This window comes from Candidatus Atribacteria bacterium (genome assembly GCA_011056645.1).
In the GTDB taxonomy this organism is placed as follows: domain Bacteria; phylum Atribacterota; class Phoenicimicrobiia; order Phoenicimicrobiales; family Phoenicimicrobiaceae; genus Sediminicultor; species Sediminicultor quartus.
This window is the reverse complement of sequence record DSEL01000090.1, coordinates 1-4,469: the sequence shown is the minus strand read 5'-3', so window position 1 is coordinate 4,469 and position 4,469 is coordinate 1. Positions and strand designations below refer to the sequence as shown.

The following is a 4,469-nucleotide window of genomic DNA, read 5'->3' as shown; positions in this document are numbered from 1 at the left end:
GTCGGGATATATTACAGGATTACCTGTACTATTGGGATTTATTTCAATTTTATTTAAAGTTTCCGAATCATCAGGTGACCATAAAATTTGCATTTCCGCCAGATTAATCCCTGCTCCCTGAACCTCAATATCAAAACTAACTTGATTTCCTTCATAAATTATATTGGGTATCGGGGCTAATTCTAATAAAGTAGTGACTACCGGAATATTTAAATATCCGCTAATATTTGTCATACCTGTAAAAGAGCTCGCTTTCAGGGTTACCGTACCAGCTTCTTTTTGTGGTATCAAACCTACAGAAATTTCTCCGTTAACCATAGTTGTTGTAAGGCTGCTTGTACCAGTTGCAGCAAATTTAGCATTTTTAGGCCAACCTACTAATATGGTAAAGGTAACGTCTTCATTATATGTATTAATTGGGGTTCCACCTTCATCAACTACTGTGGCAGTGACAGTACAATTGTCACCATTTACCAACATTTTCGATGGGACCGCGTTTAGTTTAATATGATGTTCGCTTGAATAAAATCCTACTTGTACAGTATTATTAATAAGAGTACCAGAAGAATTAGTAGTAGAAACTTCAATAGTACATATACCTACATTACTTGCCGGCGTTAAATATACCTCCTCAACTTTCCCATCACTACCATAATCAACTCCATCAATAGTTAGAGGAATATTAGTGGGATAAGTATTGGAATTAAAAGAAAGTAGTGCATCGTGTAAATTTGAAGTATCTGTAACTATTTTAAAAGTTATCGAATTACTATAATTAGCAATGACAGTGGACCCCTGTTTGATAGTGGCTGTAATTTCAGAAACACCCATTCCACCCGCAAGAATGTTTTTTGGAATAGCACTTAAACTAATCGTATCAGCAATTAACGGAGCTTTAACTTCTATGATTACACTTCCATCTGTCAAACCTCCTCCACTTGCCGTAATAGTAACTATTCCTATAGAAGCAGAAGAAAAAGTGGTAGATGCTGAAGATGTGCCAGCAAAATTCAAAATATTTGGTATGAAGTTTCCGGTACCATCAGAAGTTGCAATATTTATTGCTCCAGTAAATTCAATCGGATTTCCATTTACATCCTGAATTTCTACAGTGACCGTTGCCCCATCCGTATCATCGATATAGATTAAATCAGGATCTACGGAAACAGAAATAGAAGTTGCATCACCGGTTGTAACTATATTCACGGTATCACTTAATAAACCTTCAGATGTAGCTGTGACTGTAGCAATACCGGGTGTATCAAGGATAGACTGAACATATATTGTCGCAGTGCCTTCAGAAGGCGTCATAGGTACTGTTGTACTGCCTAAAGGTGTTCCTCCTGAATCGACAAAAATTCCTTCCCCCGAAATGTTAAAGGTTATATCGTTTGGCGCATCCTCGACGGTTACACCACCTGAATTGACTAATGCCGCAGTAACAGTAGAAATACTTATTCCATCAGCATCTATACTATCAGGATTAGCTAATAGTTCTATTCTTACGACATCAAGAGTAATAGTAATAGTAATTGTATCACTTATAGTGGGTCCACCATTTGGCAAATCAACAGAAGCCTCTATAACCACCTCACCCTGGGCAGGAACACCCTCTGATATTTCAAACCCAGAAGCAGCAAAAATTACTTCTGCTCTGCCCTCATTCGTAGTCACAGAAATATCATCAAATCCCGAACCCAAATATCCTAAATCTGAACCTATGGCACCCTTATCAAAATCCGAATATCCAGAACCGAGAACAGTGAACTGAATATCGCCGCCATCCCAGTCAATCTTTGTATTTCCGTTTGAGTCCTTAATGACTGCAATAATATTAGAAGTGCCAGCACTAGGTAAAACAGTATAATAAGGATCAGCATAAAGATTAAGATGCGTAGCTGCCCCCGGATTAAATATGGTTCTGTTAATATACATCGAAGGTTCTACGCTTACATATTGACCCTGTCTATTTGTCCAGAAGACTCTAGTGTTAATTTTTTTTAAATTATCACTCTCTGTATTTACAATGATTACTCTGGTATATTTCGCGCCTACGCTTTCAGCCATACCGAGATTCTCATTGGTAATCATTTCAAAATCCATATTTTTAACATCTTCCATTGCTTCCCGGGCGTAATTAGTAGCAACAGTTCTGTCCCGGGCATTGGCCATTCCCATCCACGCGTTACTAAAAGCAAGAAATATTCCTAATACAGCTATGGCTAAAATGATTACTGCTACCATTAATTCAATTAAACTAAAACCTTTTTTCGATAATTTTCTATTTTTATTTAACATAAAATCACCACCGATTATAAAGAAAGTATATAGCATCGAGTATAAAAATATAGTAATAAGCAAAGAGTAATAAGTGATAAGCATATAGTAAAAATAGTATTAATTAAAAAATTAAGATAAAGGATATTTTAAAACTTCTTTATATTGTTTATATTCCCTATTTATGAGCTTCTTAGCTAATAAAATCAATGAATAGTATTCAGTATGTAGTATCTATATACTGTTTTTTACCAATTCTCCGGGGGTTCCGGGCTGATTCGTACCCGGGCCGTTACCGGAGTCATGATCACGTAAAGATTCTTACCTCTTTTATTTTGTAAAGTAACTGTCCCGCCTTGTCCGGGAACTCCATTTGGGTAGAAATATACATTATCATTGGTAAAATTAGTATTAAATAAATCTACATCTTCTAATATTATATCATCAATTAATTCGGTTTGCTTATAAATTCTATATCTTTCCAATATCGGCCAAAATTGTACCTTGTAATATTCTCCCTCATAAAATGCTCTCGTTTGCGTATTTTTTAATTCTGCACTTAAAAGTGCCGCTGCCCTATTTAGTTTACTCCATTCCATTAAATTAAATATTCCTTTAAAAGAAAGACCAAGCAATAAGGCAATTATTCCTACTACCACCATTAGCTCAATAAGAGTGTAACCTTTTGTACGATTAATGCTCTGAATCATACTGTGTCTGTTTATCTTTCGTTATATATAGTTTTTGGTTCTTGGATATTAGATAAATTCCCATTCCCCGGTCAAGTCGCGGACAGATTTTATGGGAATGACATTACTTTTTTATTTTTTATGCTTTACTAATTTCTCAAATTCATTTAAAGACAGTCCAATTTGACGTATAATAGCTCTTAATGTTCCTTTTGCGATTTCTTTATGATTTGGAATGGTTAATCTACGAAAAGGATATTTTTTATTCCTTAAAATAATATGACTACCGGTTTGGTGATCTTTAATATATCCTATTTTTTCTAATATTTTACAAAGATCTTTCCCGGTTATTATTGATAAACCACTCAACTTGCTACCTCTACAATTTCTTCTTCAATAGATGGAGGAACGGGTTCATCATGCATTCTTAAACTCTCTAAATACCCCTTAATAGCTTCTTGAATATTTTCCAAAACTTCTTTTCGGCTCTTGCCTTGAGAAATACATCCAGGCAAAGCAGGACATTCAGCAACAAATATGCCATCTTCATCTTGTTCAATAAAAATTCTATATTTCATAATAAATTTCTCCTGTTTTCTAATTACATTTATTTATTTCTGGATTCCTATTCCCCGATCATGTTGAGGACAGGTATTTTGTAGGGGTTGGATTTATCCAACCCGTCCTAATTGCGGGTTCGATGAATCGAACCCCTACATTATAAATCACTCTCTATTTTAAAATCCAAAATACCACGAAATAATTTGCCCACCCCATAAAAGGGTGATGAACGAACCTAAGATAATGAATGGTCCGAAAGGCACCATATCCTCTCTCTTCTTAATCTTCGACAAAATTAGGATGATTCCTGCTAATGCTCCCAAAAAAAATCCTAAAAAAAGGGAAATAATGATGTATCTCCAGCCCAGGAAGGCACCGATCATGGAAGCAAGTTTTACATCTCCTCCACCCATGGCCTCTTTCTTAAAAATAATGGTGCCGGCAATTCCGATAATCAGTATTATTCCTCCGCCAACCAATATTCCTAAGCCTGAGTTTATAACGGATATATAAGTAACAAAAAAACTCACTATAAATCCTATCACTATCCCCGGTAAAGAAATCACATCTGGTACAATTTGGTCATTTAAATCGATAAAAGCAATAATGATAAGAGCCGATGATAAAATTATATAGATCAAAGTTTGAAAACTTAAACCAAAAGCCAGATAAATAATTAAGTATATTAATCCAGTTAAAAATTCTACTATAGGATATTGTATAGATATCTTGTTTTTACAATTACGGCATTTGCCACGGAGCAGGATATAACTTAATAAAGGTATATTATCTTTCGGTAAAATATTACTATGACATTTGGGACAATGAGATGCTGGGTATACTATCGATTCGTCTCTGGGAATTCTATAGATGCAAACATTAGAAAAACTTCCCACTATGAGACCTAATATGAATATTAGAATGACATTTATATCATAATAC

The 4,469-nt window shown here is 34.9% G+C and carries 5 protein-coding genes; all 5 read right to left on the bottom strand.

The annotated features are described in order from the left end of the window. On the bottom strand, nucleotides 1-2,382 hold a 2,382-nt coding region (locus ENO17_03675), incomplete at its 3' end, for a prepilin-type N-terminal cleavage/methylation domain-containing protein (protein ID HER24135.1). A gap of 143 nt (nucleotides 2,383-2,525) precedes the next feature. Further along, entirely contained in the window at nucleotides 2,526-2,987 is a 462-nt protein-coding gene (locus ENO17_03670; GenBank protein ID HER24134.1) for a type II secretion system protein, read from the bottom strand. 111 nt (nucleotides 2,988-3,098) lie between these two features. Then, entirely contained in the window at nucleotides 3,099-3,335 is a 237-nt protein-coding gene (locus ENO17_03665; protein ID HER24133.1) for a type II toxin-antitoxin system HicA family toxin, read from the bottom strand. Then, the gene (locus ENO17_03660) at nucleotides 3,332-3,544 is read right to left on the bottom strand and encodes a type II toxin-antitoxin system HicB family antitoxin (GenBank protein HER24132.1); all 213 of its coding nucleotides are present in this window, start codon (nucleotides 3,542-3,544) and stop codon (nucleotides 3,332-3,334) included. The genes ENO17_03665 and ENO17_03660 overlap by 4 nt, the downstream gene beginning before the upstream one ends. Before the next feature lie 159 nt (nucleotides 3,545-3,703). Beyond that, nucleotides 3,704-4,459 (bottom strand): prepilin peptidase, encoded by a 756-nt coding sequence (locus ENO17_03655; protein ID HER24131.1) that lies wholly within the window; start codon nucleotides 4,457-4,459, stop codon nucleotides 3,704-3,706. Nucleotides 4,460-4,469: the final 10 nt, after the last annotated feature.